Here is a 16,429-nt window from a genome sequence, read left to right on the forward strand (position 1 = left end):
TTGTCCAAGACAACCGCCGAACCGACGGGCCCGGCATTTATCTGAAGATCCAACCCCTGAAACTCATTCCTGAGTTTCAGGGGTTGTTTATTGATCTCCCGGCCATCACGGTTTGGCCTGCTGTCGAATAAGGTACAGTTGATAGCCACCTGCCTGGCCCACACGCTTGAGCCACGGTGGAGGCGTGTTGGCCGCCAGCAGGTGCCAGAGCGCACCCTGCTTGGCGCCCGCGACAAGGGCGGAATCATTGCCCCGTGCGGCACAGAAGAGCACGAACGTCGCCTCGGTTGCCCGCACCGCCGTAGGTTCGGCCGCGCCCGCCGGCGTTCGCCAGGCGGCACGATCGCGCATGAACGCGCGGAGCCCGTGATGATAGAGCGAGCCCACGCCGATGGCCTCCGTGCGATAAATCAGTTCGGGAACAAGGCCTGGGTCGGTCAGCACGATCTGGCCTGCCGTTGGCGCCAGCAGGCGTGTGGCCGATTGCAGCGAGCAGTGGCCCGCCGGTTTCGCCGGGTCTGGCCGCAGCGCCGCAGCCGCCATGCCGGGGACATAGACAAGCACAACAGGCGCCCAGACCAGCCCCACCCGCAGCAGCGCGGCGCGGCTTGGACGGGCGGCGAAATGCCGTGAAATGTCGTCGAGCGCGAGGGGCGCCAGTGCCACGGCAAAGGCGGCAGGATATTGCTGGAAAATCATCATGCGCGCGGTCAGGCCGAGCGCCAGCGCAAGGCCAGCGATGAGTATCAGCCACAGCCCCGCAATGTCCGGCGCGTGCCGGCAGCGCCAGGCGCGATGCAGGGCATAGGCCAAGGCGAGCAATCCCGGCGCAAGGCGGCTTGCAGCCAGCGACAGCGTCGTGGCCGGCTGGTCTTCGATGATCCCGCCGAAGAAGGCGTGCATTTCCCGCACGGGGATCAGCGCATAGGGGCCAAGTGCGACGGTCGGGTAGGTTGCGAGCCATGCCGCGAATGCGGTCCCCGCGGCGGCGATGCCAAGGCCCATGCGCGAATTGCCGTGCACCTTGCGGTCGAGCCCGGCAAGGCAGATTCCGACGATCGAGACGGCGAGCCCCAGCATCGCATAAACGATCGACAGCCGGTCGATTTCCGGCGTCAGCCACCCGCCATGTGGCGGATCGATCCAGAGCGCGACCCACAAGATCGCGGCGAAACCGGCGCCGAGACGGGCGAGCGTGGCGCCGAGCGGGCGGAACAGCCACGCATAGCCCAGTGCGCTATAGCCGAGCATGACGAAGGGCATCGTCTCCGGCATCAGCCAGATCGCAAGCCCGCCAAACATCCCGGCCGCCCAGCCCATCCGCCGGGCGCCGAGGCCGGCCCGCAGCGTGCAGCCGAGTGCAAGCGCGGTGAGGGCGACCTGCGCGATATGGTAATGCACCACGCCGAAGCCGTTGAAACTGCGAATGCCGGGCAAAAGCGGCGCGATGATCGCCGGTGCCCAGAGCCAGCGCCCTTCGGTCAGCGGCGCTGCGGCGAAACCGAGTGCTGCGGCCAGCAGGCCGGCCGAGAGCGGGCCGGTGGCGACCCCTGCGGCGAACAGCGCGCGGTGCCAGCCGAGCAGCGGCGCCAGCGGCGCGGCGAGTGCCATGATCCAGGCATCGAACAGCCGAGACCACTCGACCACCAGCAACTGGCCCGAATCGTCGCGCCGGACGACGTTGAGCAGGTGACCCGCATGAAGCCCCTGGCGCAGCCGGACCAGCCGCATGTAGCTGTCAGGGTCGATCAGCGTTCCGTGCAGAACGGCAGGGATGGTCGTGGCGGATGCAAGAACGGTAATAACGGCAGCCGCCAGCGCCATGCCCGCATAGGCGGACGCGGGTGGCGATTTTCGCTGGAATGCATAATCGGCCGAAGCGCGCATCTCCGGCATATGCCATGCCGGAGCCTAATACATGGTGAACGCGGCGCGGCCCGGCTGGTTTCAGCCGCCGGCGGCTTGCGGCAGCCGCGCCGGGCGCGGCCCGCCGGCCATCCAGTCGAGGAGTTCCACGGTGTGGATCGTCGGCAGGCCGTCGCCGGCAAGCTGGGTGAGGCAGCCGATATTGCCGGCGGCGATCAGGTCCGGCTTGAGCGCGTGCAGCGTGCCGAGCTTGCGGGCGCGCAGCTGCCCGGCCATTTCCGGTTGCAGGATGTTGTAGGTGCCGGCGGAACCGCAGCACAGATGCGGATCCTTCGGCTCGGCGATGCTGAATCCGGCGCGCCGCAGCAGGGTTTTCGGCGCGTCGGTCACGCGCTGGCCGTGTTGCAGCGAGCAGGCCGCATGATAGGCCACGGTGAGTGGTGCTGCCGGTGTCCGGCTCGGCCTGTAGTCGAGCCGGAGCAGAAGCTCGGTGATGTCGACCGCAAGTTCGGAAATCCGCGCCGCATCCTTGGCTTCCGGCGTGTCGCGGAGCAGGAAGCCGTAATCCTTCAGCACGGTGCCGCAGCCGGATGTATCGGTCACCACCGCGTCCAGCCCGCCGGTGCCGATTTCCCGCATCCAGGCGGCGACATTGGCACGGGCAAATCCAAGCGCCTCGTCATGCCGGCCGAGATGGTGGGTGAGGGCGCCGCAGCATCCTGCCCCGGCTGCAACGACGACCTCGACACCCATGCGGTTGAGCAGGCGGATCGTTGCGTCGTGAATGCCGGGATCGAGCACCTGCTGCGCGCAGCCGGCCAGCAGGGCGACGCGCGCGCGCCGCTCGCCGGTCGCGGGGAATACGCCGGGCCGTTCGGTCGAACTCGGCGGCGGCAGTGTCGCCGGCGCGAGGTCGAGCATCGCGCGCAGCCGCCGCATCAGCATCCCCTCGCCACGCACCAGGAAGCGGCCGAGCCGCCCGAGCGATGCGGCGCGCAGCGCCATCCGGAGGCGGGCGGGATAGGGCATGATCGCGGCGAGCAGGCTGCGCAGCGCCCGGTCATGCGCCGGGCGCTCATAGGTTTCCTCGACCCGCGTGCGGGCATGGTCGATCAGGTGCATGTAGTCGACGCCGGAGGGGCAGGTCGTCATGCAGGACAGGCAGGACAGGCAGCGATCGAGATGGAAGGCGACCGGCTCGCTCGCCGGCGCGCCGGTCTCCAGCATGTCCTTGATCATGTAGATGCGGCCGCGCGGGCTGTCATCCTCGTCGCCGACGGTCACGAAGGTGGGGCAGGTCGCGGTGCAGAAGCCGCAATGCACGCAGGAGCGCAGAATCCGGTCGGCCACCGCGATGTCGGGATCGGCCAGCTGATCGGGCGTGAAATTAGTTTGCATGTGTCCTCGTCCTCGGGCGCGGGCGCCCGCTGCTCCTGCTCAGGCGGCGTGAAGCCGCCCGGGGTTGAGAATCCCGGCCGGGTCGAACGCGGCGGCGACGCGGCGGCGAATCGCGGCCATCGCCTCGGGCTCGCGTTGCAGCGCGTCGGGGTGATGACGCAGCGCGTCGGGCGCGCGCAGCAGCCACCATTCGCCGCCGGCGCGCCTCGTGGCGGAGGCGATCGCGGTATGGGCCGCCTCGGTCCCCGGTCCGCTCAGGAACGCGAGGCCGCCGCCCCAGTCGAGATATCCGTCGAGCCCGGCGCCGCGCGCCGCCTCGAGAACCGCGGGGCCGGCCGATGGCCGCACCGAGATGCGCCAGACCGCGTCCCCATCGCGCACGGCAAGCGGTGCTGCGTCGCGCACCGCGCGCCACAGCCCCAGGCTGGCCGAGGTGTCGAGCTGCTCGACCGTGCCGAACGCGCCCCAGATTTCGGCGAGGCGGCCGATCCGGTAATGAACCGAGTCGGTGAAATCCTCGATCCGCGCAATGGTGATCGCGCGCGCATGACCCAGCGCTGCGGCGGCACCTTCCGGCAAATGCGCGGCGCCGGTCACCGAGAAGGGCGAGCCGAGCGCCGCCGACAGCGCCTTGACGGCGGTTGCCGCATCAAGCCCGGCCAGCAGCACGGTGCCGGTTGCTTCGGGGGCGGGGAGCACTTTCAGCGTGATCTCGCTCATCACGCCGAGCGTGCCGTAGGAGCCGGTGAACAGCTTGCAGAGGTCGAGACCGGTGACGTTTTTCAGCACGCGCCCGCCGGAGCGGATCACCTCCGCCCGGCCGGTCACGGCGCGGATGCCCATCACATGGTCGCGCATCGCGCCCCAGGCGATCCGCCGCGGACCGGACAGGTTGGTCGCGATGATGCCGCCCACTGTCTGCGCCTCGGCGCCGAGAAAGGCGTAATGCGGCGGCTCGGCGATCAGGTGCTGGCCGGCTTCCGCAAGCTTCGCCTCGAGCGCGGCCAGGGTGGTGCCGGCGCGCGCGGAGACGATGAGTTCCTGCGGCGCATGCAGCGGAATCCCGGTGAGGTTGCGGGTGGAGAGCGTTTCCGCCGTCTGCACCGGACGGGCGAACCCGGCCTTCGAGCCGAGTCCCTCGATGGTCAGCGGAGTGCGTGACGCCGCCGCTGCCTCGATCGCCGCGACCAGCCCGGCTTCGTCGGAGGGAGTGATCATGCCGCGTGCGGCATCGGCGCCGTTTCCGTGCCCGGCTTGAGCGGAAACACCTTCGCCGTGTTCAGCAGCCAGCCGGCGTCGAAGGCGGTCTTGACGCGGCGCTGCTGGTCCAGCTCGGTTTCGGTGAACTGCACGCTCATTAGATCGCGCTTCTCGACGCCGACGCCATGCTCGCCGGTCAGGCAACCGCCGACCTCGACGCAGAGCTTGAGGATATCGGCGCCGAAAGCCTCGGCCTTGTGCATGCTCTCGGGATTGTTGGCGTCGAACATGATCAGCGGGTGCAGGTTGCCGTCGCCGGCGTGAAAGATGTTGGCGACGCCGAGCCCGTATTGCTCGCTCATCTCGCCGATGCGACGCAGCACCTCGGGCAGGGTGCTGGTGGGGATCGTGCCGTCCATGCAGAGATAGTCCGGGCTGATCCGCCCGATCGCGCCGAACGCGCCCTTGCGTCCCTTCCAGATCGCCGCCGATTCCTCGGCCGATTGCGAGACCTTGAGGCTGATCGGGTCGAACCGGGCGCAGATTTCCTTGATCCGCCCGAGCAGCGAATCCTGCTCCTCGACCGAGCCCTCGACCTCGATGATCAGCATCGCCTCCGCATCGAGCGGATAGCCGGCCTTGGCGAAAGCCTCGCAGGCATGGATCGCCGGACGGTCCATGAATTCCAGCGCCACGGGAATGATGCCGGAGCCGATGATCGCATCGACGCAGCGCCCGGCAATCTCGTTCGACTTGAACGCCGCGAGCATCGCCCTGGTGCCTTCCGGTGCGCGCAGCAGCCGCACGGTGATTTCGGTGGCGATGCCGAGCTGGCCCTCGCTGCCGATCACGATGCCCATCCAGTCATAGCCGGCGGTATCGAGATGCGCGCCGCCGAGTTCCAGGATTTCGCCCTCGATGGTGACCAGCTTGATGCCGAGCACGTTGTTCGCGGTCACGCCATATTTCAGGCAGTGCGCGCCGCCCGAATTCATGCCGATATTGCCGCCGATCATGCAGGCGAGCTGGCTGGAGGGGTCGGGGGCGTAGAAGAAGCCATCCGCCTCGACGGCCTTGGTGATGCCGAGATTGGTGACGCCGGCCTGCACCACCGCGTAACGGTCGGCGTAGTTCACGTCGAGAATGCTGTTCATCCGCATCATCCCGACCACCACGGCGTCGGCCAGCGGCAGGGCGCCGCCCGCGAGCGACGTGCCGGCCCCGCGCGGGACAACCCGCACCCCGTTCTGGTGGCAGAAGCGCAGCACCGCGGCGACCTGTTCGGTCGATTCCGGCAGGACGACGGCCAGCGGCATCTGCCGGTAGGCGGAGAGGCCATCGGTTTCATAGGGCTTGAGCCGGGATGGATCGGTGATCACGGCCCGTGCGGGCAGGAGAGCACGCAAGCCCTCATGCACGGCATCGCGCCGGGCGAGCACATCTGTCTTTGGCTGCGGCAAGGCTATCACGGCTTTACACTCCCCATCACCCACGCGTGAGATAATATCGCGGGGCCGAAACGGAAAGAGGGCATCCGCCGACATGCACCGGAAGCACGAAACGAAATCGCCCGGAGCCTTGCGGTCCGGGCGTCGTTACGCGCGCGGTGGGGTGCCGGCGGACCGGCGCAGCGGTTCAGCCCTGGCGGGCTTTCATCCGCGGGTTCTTCTTGTTGATCACGTAGACCCGGCCATGGCGGCGCACGACGCGGCAGTTCTTGTCGCGGACCTTGGCAGAGCGAAGTGAATTACGGACTTTCATGACACGGTTCTCGGGCTGTTCAGGATGTTGCAAGGGCTTATGGAAAGAGCCGCGCCCCCTGTCAACCGCCGCGGCGCAGATCCGCCCCGATTGACGCGGCGGCGGCCGGGTCGCATGGAACGGAAACCGGCAAGGAGTATGACGATGGCGGAGCGGATGCGGATTTCGGCTCAGCGGATCGGCTTGATGCTGACCGCCTTTCTGATGATCACGCTGATTGGCGTGTTCGCCACCTTTGCGGTGCCGATTCCGGCGATGCGCGGCGTTCTCGCCGAGCAGGCGATTGCCCGTGCCGCCGCCTCCGGCGATCCGGCGTCCATGGCCTCGGCCCTCGCCGCTGCCCGCCCGCTGCTGGGCGTGAGCGCGCGCAAGACGCTGGCAACCCTCGCCCCCGACCGCGCCGGGCTCGGCCGCGCCGCCGAACTCGTGGCGAAGGATGCAGGGCTGGGAAGCAATCTTGTCTCCTACCGGCTGCGGCTGCTGGTGATCATCATCGGCGTGCTGATGGCGCTGTTCGGCGTTGCCTTGCTCGGCATCGGCGAGAGCCGGCCCACCCCCACCATCATGAAGGCCCCTGAACCATGAGTCGCATTGCCTATGTCAACGGCCGCTACGTTCCCCAGCGCGACGCCGCGGTGAATGTCGAGGATCGTGGCTACCAGTTCGGCGACGGCGTCTATGAAGTGATCCACGTCCATGACGGGCGCTTCGTCGATACCGGGCTGCATCTCGCCCGCCTCGCCCGCTCGCTGCGCGAACTCGCCATCGCGAAACCGATGGAGGATGCCGCCCTGCTCGCCGTGCTGCGCGAGGTGGTGCGCCGCAACCGCATCCGCGAGGGCATCGTCTACATGCAGGTGAGCCGCGGCGTCGCCCGGCGCGACCATGCCTTCCCGCGCGACGTGGCACCGGCGCTGGTCATCACCGCGCGGCACGGCGCAGCCTTCCCGCGCGATATCGACGCCTGGACCGGCACGGCCATCACCGTGCCGGACATCCGCTGGGGCCGGGTCGACATCAAGACCGTGAACCTGCTGCCCAACTGCCTCGCCAAGCAGAAGGCGCGCGAGGCCGGCGCCTACGAGGCGATCCTGGTCGACCGGGACGGCAATGTCACCGAAGGTTCGTCCACCACCGTCTGGGCGGTCGATGCCGGGGGTGTGCTGCGCACCCGCCATCTCGATCATCACATCCTGCCGGGCTGCACCCGCGCCGCGGTGATCGCGCTGATGGAGGCGGCCGGCATCCGCTTCGAGGAGCGCGGCCTGACCGAGGCGGAACTGCGCGCGGCGCGCGAGATTTTCCTGACCAGCGCCACCTCCTATGTGAAGCCGATGGTCCGGCTCGACGGCGCGGCGGTCGGCGACGGGGCGCCCGGCCCGGTGGCCCGCCGCCTGTTCGAGCTGTTCGCCCGCCATGCCGACGGTGCCGCGCACAACGCCTCCCGCCTTGCGTCTTTCAGCGGAATCGGATGAAACGCCCTCATGACCCCGCACGACCAGACTGACCACACGCGCTACCGGCGCGTTTTGCTCAAGGTTTCCGGCGAAGCCCTGATGGGCCATCGCGATTACGGCCTCGATACCGAAACGGTGGCCGCCATCGCCCAGGACATCGCCCATGTCGTTGCCATGCGCGTCGAGGTCTGCCTCGTGATCGGCGGCGGCAACATCTTCCGCGGCATTTCCGGCGCCGCCGGCGGTATGGACCGCGCCCAGGCGGACTATATGGGCATGCTCGCCACCGTGATGAACGCTCTCGCCATGCAGTCCGCACTCGAGAAGCGCGGCGTGGCGACGCGGGTGCAATCGGCCATTCCGATGTCCGCCGTCTGCGAGCCCTATATCCGCCGGCGCGCCGAGCGGCACATGGAAAAGGGCCGCGTAGTGATCTTCGCCGCCGGGACCGGCAATCCGTTCTTCACCACCGATACCGCCGCAGCGCTGCGCGCCGTCGAGATGAAGTGCGACGCGCTGCTCAAGGGCACCCAGGTCGATGGCGTCTACTCCGCCGATCCGCGCAAGGTGCCCGGCGCCGAGCGCTACGCCGAACTCACCTATCACGACGTTCTCGCCCGTGATCTTTCGGTGATGGATGCGGCCGCGATCAGCATCGCCCGCGAGAACGACCTGCCGATCATCGTCTTCAACATCCACGCGCCGGGCGCCTTCGCCAGCGTCATGCGGGGCGAGGGCAAGTTCACCCGCATCGTGGAACAGCGCTAGGAGCCCACCATGGACGCCGATCTCGACACCCTGCTCGCCGACCTGCAACGCCGGATGGACGGCGCGATGGAAACGCTGAAGCGCGAATTCTCCGGCCTGCGCACCGGCCGCGCCAACCCCGCCCTGCTCGATCCGGTCAAGGTCGAGGCCTACGGCACGCTGATGCCGCTCAACCAGGTGGCCACCGTGGCGGTGCCGGAAAGCCGCATGCTGACCGTTCAGGTCTGGGATCGCGGCATGGTGAACGCGACCGTCGCCGCCATCCGCGATTGCGGGCTCGGCCTCAACCCGCAGCCGGACGGGCAGATCATCCGCGTGCCGCTGCCGCTGCTGACCGAGGAGCGCCGCAACGAACTCGCCCGCGCCGCCGGCAAATATGCCGAGGGTGCGCGCGTCGCGGTGCGCGGCGTGCGCCGCGACGGCATGGAGACGATCAAGGGCTTCGAGAAGAAGCACCAGATCGGCGAGGACCAGGGCCGCGACTGGGCGGATCGCGTGCAGAAGCTGACGGACGCGACGATCAAGAAAATCGACGAACTGCTCGTCGAGAAGGAAAAGGACATCCGGCAGGTCTGAGCCGCCCGATGTCCTCCCCCTCCCAGGGCGCCCGGCCAGCCCCGGTGCCGCGCCACATCGCCATCATCATGGATGGCAACGGGCGCTGGGCGGCGCGGCGCGGCCTGCCGCGCGCGGCAGGGCATCGCGAAGGTGTGCTGGCGGTCCGCCGTACCATCGAGGCGGCGATCGGCCACGGCGTCGAATGGCTGACCCTCTTCGCCTTTTCCTCGGAAAACTGGCGGCGCCCGATCGAGGAGGTCACGGATCTCACCTTCCTGCTCCGGCACTACCTGCGCTCTGAGCTGCGCGAACTCGGCGAGGCCGGCGTTCGCCTTCACGTCATCGGCGAGCGCGACCGCTTCGGCCCCTCGCTGCAGGCCGAACTTGCGGAGGCCGAGGCACGCACCGAAGCCAACCGCAAGCTCAACCTCGTCATCGCCCTGTCCTATGGCGCCCGCGCCGAAATCGCCGGCGCCGCGCGCCGCATCGCCGCGGCAGTCGCCGCCGGCGCGCTCGACCCGGCGGCGATCGACGAGACCCTCTTCGCCACCCATCTCGCCACCGCCGGCATGCCCGACCCCGATCTCGTGATCCGCACCAGCGGCGAGCAGCGCCTCTCCAATTTCCTGCTCTGGCAGGCTGCCTACGCGGAATTCGTGTTCGACGAGGCGCTGTGGCCCGATTTCGGCGCGGCCAATCTCGGCCAGGCGATCGCGGAATATGCAAGGCGCGAGCGCCGCTTCGGCGCCCGTCCCGATCCCGCATCCCCGTCCGCGTCCCCGTCCGCATCCCCGTCCGCGGCTGGCGCGGACGGATGAGCGCGATCTCGCCGATGCCCTCGCCCGGCGGCACGCCCGGACGCTTCCACGATCTCGGCCTTCGCGCGGCCTCTGCCGCGGTGCTGGTGCCGGTGGCGCTCGGCGCGCTCAGCTGGGGCGGGCTGGTCTGGGCGGCGTTGCTGGTGCTGCTGTTCGCCGGGCTGATGCGCGAGTGGATCGGGCTTGGCCGCCACATCGCGCCGGCGGCACGGCCGCGCTTCCTGCTTGCGGGCGTCGTCTATGCCGCGGTGCCCGCCGCCGCACTGCTCTGGCTGCGCGACCGCCCGCACGGCCTTGCCGCCGTGCTGTTCCTGCTCGTCGTGGTGTGGATGACCGATATCGGCGCCTATGCCGCGGGTCGCCTCCTCGGCGGGCCCAGGCTCGCCCCAGCGATCTCGCCGGGCAAGACCGTGAGCGGCGCGATTGGCGGGCTTGCCGTCGGCGTGCTGGCCGGGTTGCTGGTTGCCCGCACGCCGGCTTCCATCCTGCCGGCGGCGGTGCTCAGCATCGTCTCCCAGGCCGGCGATCTCGCGGAAAGCGCGCTCAAGCGCCGTATCGGCGTCAAGGATTCCGGCCGGACGATTCCCGGCCATGGCGGCCTGTTCGACCGGCTCGACGGCGTTCTCGCCGCCGCACCGGTGGCGGCCGCGCTCGCATTGCTCGCCCAGGGAGGGGGACTGCCATGGCAGTGAAGACCGTCACCATTCTCGGCTCGACCGGCAGCGTCGGCACCCAGACCATCGACCTGCTACAGGCCGATCCGGCCAAATACCGGGTCCGCGCGCTGATCGCCGGGCGAAACGCCGCCCTGCTCGCGGCTCAGGCCCGCGCGCTGCGCGCCGAGATCGCCGTGATTGCCGACGAGAGCGCCTTTCCCGCCCTGCGCGATGCGCTGGCCGGCACCGGCATCCGTGCCGAGGCCGGGCGCGCCGCCGTGATCGCCGCCGCCGCCGAGCCGGCGGACTGGACGATGGCCGCGATCACCGGCACTGCCGGCCTCGAACCCACTCTTGCCGCCACCCGCAACGGCGGCGCCATCGCCCTGGCCAACAAGGAGGCGCTGGTATCCGCCGGCGACGTGTTCCTCGCCGCGATCGCGGCCGCCGGCGCGACGCTGCTGCCGGTCGATTCCGAGCACAACGCCATTTTCCAGTCGCTGGCCGATGGCAACCGCGATGCCCTGGAAAAGATCATCCTCACCGCGTCCGGCGGGCCGTTCCGCGAGGCGAGCCTCGCGGAGATGGCCGAGGCCACGCCGGAGAGCGCGCTGAAGCATCCGGTCTGGTCGATGGGGGCGAAAATCTCGATCGATTCCGCCACCCTGTTCAACAAGGGGCTGGAAGTGATCGAGGCAGCGCGGATTTTCGCCCTCGCGCCGCACGAGATCGAGGTGCTGGTGCATCCGCAGTCGATCGTCCATGGCATGGTGTGCTACCGTGACGGCTCGGTTCTCGCCCAGATGGGGGCGCCGGACATGCGGATCCCGATTGCCCATGCGCTGGCCTGGCCGGCGCGGCTCGCCACCGCCTCGCCCCGGCTCGACCTTGCCGCAGCCGCCCGGCTCGATTTCCTGGCACCCGATCCGGTGCGGTTTCCCGCCCTTCGCCTCGCGCGCGAGGCGCTCGAAGCCGGGCAGGGCGCCTCGACCGTGCTCAACGCCGCCAATGAAATCGCCGTCGAGGCGTTCCTGCGCCGGCGCATCGGCTTTCTCGACATCGCCGCCGTCGTCGAACGGACCATGCAGCGCCTCGGCGCACCGCCGATCGGCGATCTCGCCGCGGTGCTCGCCCTCGATGCCGAGGCCCGCGCCGTGGCGGACGCGGAGCTGCGGACAAAGTCGGGAACCCGGGCGGCGTGACCCCCTGTCGCGGCGCCGGCGAAATCCCATATCGTAAAGCGCGTTCCGCGGCAGCAGACACGAAGGCGCCATGACCGATCTTCTCCGTTCCGTTCTCGGCTTCATCGTCGTTCTCGGCGTTCTGGTGACCGTGCATGAACTCGGTCATTACCTCGTCGCCCGCTGGCGGGGCGTGACGGTCGAGGTGTTCTCGCTCGGCTTCGGCCCGACCCTCGTCTCCCGCATCGATCGCCACGGCACGATCTGGAAGCTTTCCGCCATTCCGCTCGGCGGCTATGTGCGGATGCGCGGCTGGGCGGAGTTCGGCGCCGAATCCGGCGCTTCCGCCGATCCGGGAAGTTTCGGCGCCAAGCCGCTGGCGGCGCGGGCGGCGGTGGTGGCGGCGGGTCCGGTGGCGAATTTCCTGCTCGCGATCGTCCTGTTCAGCGCGATCTTTGCCACCTCCGGCGTGCCGACGGTGCTGCCCGTGGTCAGCAAGGTGCTGGCCGGCTCGCCCGCGCAGGCGGCGGGGCTGGTGAAGGGCGACCGGATCGTGAGCATGAACGGCGCGCCGATTTCGACGTTCGACCAGCTGAGCGCCGTGGTCGCCGCCCATCCCGGCGGCAGGATCGCGCTGAGCTACGAGCGCGGCGGCCAGACCCGCAGCCTCGATCTCTCGCTCGGCAGCGTGACAGCCGGCGGGCGGCAGATCGGCCGGCTCGGCATCGAGGGGGCCGATGTGCGGATGCGCCGTCTTTCGCCGCCGCGGGCGCTGCTCCGCGGGGTGGCGGTGACCTGGCAGGCGAGTGTGACGACGCTGCACGGGCTCTGGCAGCTGGTCGATCATCAGAAGGGGCTCAACCAGCTCGGCGGCCCGGTCAGGATCGCGCAGATCTCCGGCCAGGCGGTGGCGCATGGCCTGACCGATCTCCTGAGTTTCATGGCGCTGCTCTCGGTCAATCTCGGCCTCATCAACCTCGTGCCGATCCCGGTGCTCGATGGTGGCCACCTGCTGTTCTACGCGGCCGAAGCCGCCGCCGGGCGGGCCCTGCCGCGGCGGGTGCAGGAAATCGCGCTGCAATTCGGCGCGGCGCTGCTGGTCTGCCTGATCGTTTTCGTGACCTGGCACGACATCGCCCATCTCGTCGGCTAGAGCATCACCCGATCGGATGGGATCATCTGATCGGATGGGATCATCTGATCGGGGATAAAGATGCTCCAAGGGGCTCCGGGGCTCCGGGGGCGCCGGATAAATGCTGGCGGGGCCGGCGCGCGAGGCTGAAAATTGCGCCGCAAGCCGGTGTCACGCCTGCCATGTTGCGCCGGGGTGGTTGCCAAGCGGCGTGTTTTCCCTCATTCGATCCGCCGGACCGGTTACCCAGCGCCCGAGGGAGGCTTGAGATGCGCGTATATTACGACAGTGATGCCGATGTGAACCTGATCAAGGCGAAGAAGGTCGCCGTGGTCGGCTACGGCAGCCAGGGCCATGCCCATGCCCTGAACCTCAAGGAATCCGGGGTGAAGGAGCTTGTCGTAGCACTCCGCAAGGGCTCCGCCGCGGTGGCCAAGGCCGAGGCCGCCGGCCTTCGGGTGATGACCCCGGAAGAGGCAGCCGCCTGGGCCGACGTGGTGATGATCCTGACGCCGGATGAAGGCCAGGGCGACCTCTACCGCGACAGCCTGGCCGCGAATCTGCGCCCGGGTGCGGCGATTGCCTTCGCCCACGGCCTCAATATCCACTTCAACCTGATCGAGCCGCGCCCCGATATCGACGTGTTCATGATCGCGCCGAAGGGCCCCGGCCACACGGTGCGCAGCGAATACCAGCGCGGCGGCGGCGTGCCCTGCCTTGTCGCGGTGGCGCAGAACCCCTCCGGCAATGCGCTCGACATCGCGCTGTCCTACGCCTCGGCGGTTGGCGGCGGCCGTGCCGGCATCATCGAGACCACCTTCAAGGAAGAGTGCGAGACCGACCTGTTCGGCGAGCAGGCCGTGCTGTGCGGCGGCCTCGTCGAGCTGATCAAGGCCGGGTTCGAAACGCTGGTCGAGGCCGGCTACGCGCCGGAAATGGCCTATTTCGAGTGCCTCCACGAGGTGAAGCTGATCGTCGACCTCATCTATGAGGGCGGCATCGCCAACATGAACTACTCGATCTCGAACACCGCCGAATACGGCGAATACGTCACCGGCCCGCGGATGATCACGCCGGAGACGAAGGCCGAGATGAAGCGCGTGCTGGACGATATCCAGAAGGGCCGTTTCACCCGCGACTGGATGCTCGAGAACAAGGTGAACCAGACCAACTTCAAGGCGATGCGCCGCGCCAATGCCGCGCACCCGATCGAGGAGGTCGGCGAGAAGCTGCGCGCCATGATGCCCTGGATCAAGAAGGGCGCGCTGGTCGACAAGACCCGCAACTGATCGAGGGCGCGACCGGCTTTCGCGTCGCGCGCTTCTTCACTACAAGGATCCCCGGCCCGCTGCTGCGGCCGGGGATCTTTCGTTTCGAGGGAGGCAAAGCATGAAAATCGCCAAGGACGCCACCGAACTGGTCGGCAATACCCCGCTGGTCCGGATCAACCGCCTTGCCGCCGGCCTGCCCGGCACGGTTCTCGCCAAGCTCGAATTCTTCAATCCCGCCAATTCGGTGAAGGACCGCATCGGCGTCGCCATGATCGAGGCGGCCGAGCGCGCCGGCAAGCTGACCCCGGACAGCGTGATCGTCGAGCCGACCTCGGGCAATACCGGCATCGCCCTGGCCATGGTTTGCGCGGCCAAGGGCTATCGCTGCATCCTCACCATGCCGGATACGATGAGCAAGGAGCGCCGCGCGGTGCTGCGCGGCTACGGTGCCGAGGTGGTGCTGACGCCGGGCGCCGAGGGGATGGGCGGGGCGATCGCGAAGGCGCGCGAAATCGCCGCTTCCGGGCCCAATCACTTCATTCCCCAACAGTTCGAGAACCCGGCCAACCCCGAGATCCACCGCCGCACCACGGCCGAGGAAATCTGGCGCGACACCGATGGCGCGGCGGATATCCTGGTTGCCGGCGTCGGCACCGGCGGCACCATCACCGGCACCGGGCAGGCGCTGAAGGCGCGCAAGCCGTCGTTCCGCTGCGTCGCGGTCGAGCCGGATACCTCGCCGGTGCTCTCCGGCGGCGAGAAGGGTCCGCACATGATCCAGGGGATCGGCGCCGGTTTCGTGCCCGACATTCTGGACACCGGGGTTTACGACGAGGTGGTCCGCGTGACCAACGACCAGGCGCTGGAGATGGCCCGCCGGGCGGCGCGCGAGGAGGGCTTGCTCGTCGGCATTTCCTCGGGGGCGGCGCTGCATGCCGCGGTCGAGGTGGCGCGGCGGCCCGAAAGTGCCGGCAAGATGATCGTCGTCATCATTCCCTCCTATGGCGAGCGCTATCTCTCCACCGCCCTGTTCGCCGGGCTGGCCGATTGATCGCCGCTCTCGCGCATCTCATCACCGCGGTCATCTCCGCCCTCGGCTATGCCGGGGTCGCGGGGCTGATGGCGCTCGAATCCGCCTGCATTCCGCTGCCCTCCGAGATCATCCTGCCATTCTCCGGCTATCTGGTCTCGACCGGCCGGTTCGAACTGTGGCCGGTGGCGCTGGCCGGCGCGATCGGCTGCAATCTCGGCTCCACCCTCGCCTGGGCGGTGGGCTATGCCGGCGGGCGGAAGCTGGTGCGGCGCTGGGGGCGCTACATCCTGCTCGATGCCGGCGAACTCGCGCTGGTCGAGCGGTTCTTCGCGCGATACGGCGCGGTGACCGTGCTGGTCAGCCGGATGCTGCCGATCGTGCGCACCTACATCGCCCTGCCGGCCGGCATCGCGCGGATGAATTTCTGGCGCTTCCAGCTCTATACCTTCATCGGCTCGCTGCCCTGGTGCCTCGGCCTCGCCTATGCCGGGCTCCGGCTCGGCCGCGCCTGGGACAGTTCGCCCCGGCTGCAATCCTTCATGCACGGCTTCACCGCGCTTACCGCGCTGGCGATCGTCGTCTTCATCGCCTGGTATGCGCGCAAGCTCTGGCGCGATCATCGCCCTTCGGCGCGCGCCGGCTGATGGGCGCGCCGGACGGGAGCGAGCTGGAAAGCCGCCTTGCCCTGATCGCCGCCTGCCAGCAGATGAACGCGCTCGGCATCAACCAGGGCAATGCCGGCAATATCAGCGTCCGTCATGGCGATACCATGCTGATCTCGCCCTCCGCGACGCCCTATCACCTGATCGAGCCGGACATGGTCGCCGCCATGCCCGTCGCGGGTGAATACGGCGCCTGGCAGGGCACGCGGAAACCCTCGACCGAATGGCGCTTCCATCTCGACATCATGCGCGCCCGGCCCGAGGTGAACGCCATCGTTCATACCCATGCCACCTTCGCCACCACGCTGGCCATCGCCCGGCGCAATATCGAGGCCTGCCATTACATGATCGCGGCCTTCGGCGGTGCCGATGTGCGGTGCGCGCCCTATGCCACCTTCGGCACGAAGGAGCTTTCGGCGCATGCGCTGACCGCGCTGGACGGGCGGATGGGCTGCCTGCTCGCCAATCACGGCATGATCGTGCTGGGCGAAACCCTCGACCGGGCGATGTGGCGCGCCGTCGAGCTCGAAACCATCGCCAGGCAATATTATCACGCACTGCTGCTCGGCAATCCGCATATCCTCAGCGCCGCCGAGATCGATGCGGCGATGGCCCAGTTCGCCTTCTATGGCCTGCACGACGACGCCTGATGACGTGCCCTTTCGGGC

Annotated in this window: 17 protein-coding genes; 12 read left to right on the plus strand and 5 right to left on the minus strand. The window is 68.8% G+C overall.

The window, feature by feature from the left end; translation table 11 throughout:
- Window positions 1-105 precede the first annotated feature (105 nt).
- From HUW10_RS11475 to ykgO, 5 genes are all read right to left on the minus strand, one after another.
- On the minus strand, window positions 106-1,896 hold the full coding sequence (locus HUW10_RS11475) for a hypothetical protein (protein ID WP_236656356.1): 1,791 nt from the start codon (window positions 1,894-1,896) through the stop codon (window positions 106-108).
- Between the two features lie 51 nt (window positions 1,897-1,947).
- Entirely contained in the window at window positions 1,948-3,264 is a 1,317-nt protein-coding gene (gene glcF / locus HUW10_RS11480; protein ID WP_174503625.1) for a glycolate oxidase subunit GlcF, read from the minus strand.
- Window positions 3,265-3,303: 39 nt separating this feature from the next.
- Window positions 3,304-4,482, minus strand: coding sequence for an FAD-binding protein (locus HUW10_RS11485; RefSeq protein WP_174503626.1), 1,179 nt, complete (start codon window positions 4,480-4,482; stop codon window positions 3,304-3,306).
- Window positions 4,479-5,933, minus strand: a complete 1,455-nt coding sequence (locus tag HUW10_RS11490) for an FAD-linked oxidase C-terminal domain-containing protein (RefSeq protein ID WP_174503627.1) — start codon at window positions 5,931-5,933, stop codon at window positions 4,479-4,481. Before HUW10_RS11490 ends, HUW10_RS11485 begins: the two co-directional genes overlap by 4 nt.
- Before the next feature lie 166 nt (window positions 5,934-6,099).
- Window positions 6,100-6,225, minus strand: a complete 126-nt coding sequence (gene ykgO / locus HUW10_RS11495; protein WP_048863340.1) for a type B 50S ribosomal protein L36 — start codon at window positions 6,223-6,225, stop codon at window positions 6,100-6,102.
- 144 nt (window positions 6,226-6,369) lie between these two features.
- Here ykgO and HUW10_RS11500 point away from each other — a divergent pair, with 144 nt between their 5' ends.
- The 12 genes from HUW10_RS11500 to HUW10_RS11555 all read left to right on the plus strand — a co-directional run bounded on the left by HUW10_RS11500 (window position 6,370) and on the right by HUW10_RS11555 (window position 16,411).
- Window positions 6,370-6,810, plus strand: coding sequence for a hypothetical protein (locus tag HUW10_RS11500; RefSeq protein ID WP_174503628.1), 441 nt, complete (start codon window positions 6,370-6,372; stop codon window positions 6,808-6,810).
- Complete coding sequence (locus HUW10_RS11505) at window positions 6,807-7,700, plus strand: D-amino-acid transaminase (protein WP_174503629.1); 894 nt, start codon at window positions 6,807-6,809, stop codon at window positions 7,698-7,700. The genes HUW10_RS11500 and HUW10_RS11505 overlap by 4 nt, the downstream gene beginning before the upstream one ends.
- A gap of 9 nt (window positions 7,701-7,709) precedes the next feature.
- On the plus strand, window positions 7,710-8,450 hold the full coding sequence (gene pyrH / locus HUW10_RS11510) for a UMP kinase (protein ID WP_174503630.1): 741 nt from the start codon (window positions 7,710-7,712) through the stop codon (window positions 8,448-8,450).
- 9 nt (window positions 8,451-8,459) lie between these two features.
- Window positions 8,460-9,026 (plus strand): ribosome recycling factor, encoded by a 567-nt coding sequence (gene frr, locus HUW10_RS11515; protein WP_174503631.1) that lies wholly within the window; start codon window positions 8,460-8,462, stop codon window positions 9,024-9,026.
- A gap of 8 nt (window positions 9,027-9,034) precedes the next feature.
- The gene (gene uppS / locus HUW10_RS11520; protein WP_174503632.1) at window positions 9,035-9,826 is read left to right on the plus strand and encodes a polyprenyl diphosphate synthase; all 792 of its coding nucleotides are present in this window, start codon (window positions 9,035-9,037) and stop codon (window positions 9,824-9,826) included.
- Entirely contained in the window at window positions 9,823-10,518 is a 696-nt protein-coding gene (locus HUW10_RS11525) for a phosphatidate cytidylyltransferase (protein ID WP_174503633.1), read from the plus strand. Before uppS ends, HUW10_RS11525 begins: the two co-directional genes overlap by 4 nt.
- Window positions 10,509-11,684: a 1-deoxy-D-xylulose-5-phosphate reductoisomerase gene (gene dxr / locus HUW10_RS11530; protein WP_174503634.1), complete on the plus strand. Its 1,176-nt coding sequence runs from the start codon at window positions 10,509-10,511 to the stop codon at window positions 11,682-11,684. The genes HUW10_RS11525 and dxr overlap by 10 nt, the downstream gene beginning before the upstream one ends.
- A 70-nt stretch (window positions 11,685-11,754) precedes the next feature.
- Window positions 11,755-12,816, plus strand: a complete 1,062-nt coding sequence (rseP, locus tag HUW10_RS11535; RefSeq protein ID WP_174503635.1) for an RIP metalloprotease RseP — start codon at window positions 11,755-11,757, stop codon at window positions 12,814-12,816.
- A 248-nt stretch (window positions 12,817-13,064) separates the two neighbouring features.
- The gene (gene ilvC / locus HUW10_RS11540; protein ID WP_174503636.1) at window positions 13,065-14,084 is read left to right on the plus strand and encodes a ketol-acid reductoisomerase; all 1,020 of its coding nucleotides are present in this window, start codon (window positions 13,065-13,067) and stop codon (window positions 14,082-14,084) included.
- 100 nt (window positions 14,085-14,184) lie between these two features.
- Window positions 14,185-15,117: a cysteine synthase A gene (gene cysK, locus HUW10_RS11545; RefSeq protein ID WP_174503637.1), complete on the plus strand. Its 933-nt coding sequence runs from the start codon at window positions 14,185-14,187 to the stop codon at window positions 15,115-15,117.
- A complete protein-coding gene (locus HUW10_RS11550) occupies window positions 15,114-15,743 on the plus strand; it encodes a DedA family protein (protein WP_174503638.1) in 630 nt (209 codons plus the stop codon). The genes cysK and HUW10_RS11550 overlap by 4 nt, the downstream gene beginning before the upstream one ends.
- On the plus strand, window positions 15,743-16,411 hold the full coding sequence (locus HUW10_RS11555; protein ID WP_174503639.1) for a class II aldolase/adducin family protein: 669 nt from the start codon (window positions 15,743-15,745) through the stop codon (window positions 16,409-16,411). The genes HUW10_RS11550 and HUW10_RS11555 overlap by 1 nt, the downstream gene beginning before the upstream one ends.
- The last annotated feature ends 18 nt before the right edge of the window (window positions 16,412-16,429 follow it).

The organism is Acidiphilium sp. C61, from assembly GCF_905116885.1.
Taxonomy (GTDB): domain Bacteria; phylum Pseudomonadota; class Alphaproteobacteria; order Acetobacterales; family Acetobacteraceae; genus Acidiphilium.